Origin of the sequence: Mesorhizobium sp. M2E.F.Ca.ET.209.01.1.1, from assembly GCF_004010375.2 — a bacterium.
In the GTDB taxonomy this organism is placed as follows: domain Bacteria; phylum Pseudomonadota; class Alphaproteobacteria; order Rhizobiales; family Rhizobiaceae; genus Mesorhizobium.
This window is the reverse complement of sequence record NZ_SADP02000959.1, coordinates 1-305: the sequence shown is the minus strand read 5'-3', so window position 1 is coordinate 305 and position 305 is coordinate 1. Positions and strand designations below refer to the sequence as shown.

At 62.0% G+C, this 305-nt stretch carries 1 protein-coding gene; it reads right to left on the bottom strand.

Features of this window, described 5'->3' with window-relative positions:
• Positions 1–305 (bottom strand): homogentisate 1,2-dioxygenase domain-containing protein (locus EN852_RS38670; RefSeq protein ID WP_135879894.1); only part of this gene is annotated, 305 nt, incomplete at both ends.

The window sequence follows — 305 nt, the reverse complement described above, 5'->3', positions numbered from 1 at the left end:
GAACTCGCTCATGATGTTGCGGTGATACCAGGGCGGCCGAAACGTATCTTCCGCCACCAGCCAGCGCGGCGGGAAGATGACGAAATCGATATTGGCGGTGCCCTCCTCGCCGCTCGGCGCCGTCAGCACGGTGAAGATCGATGGATCGGGATGGTCGAACAGCAGCGCGCCGACCGGCGAAAACGTCGCCAGATCATATTTGTAGGGGGCGTAGTTGCCGTGCCAAGCCACCACGTCGAGCGGCGAATGGCCGATCTCGGTGACATGGAAATTGCCGCACCATTTCACGATCAGCCGGCACGGCG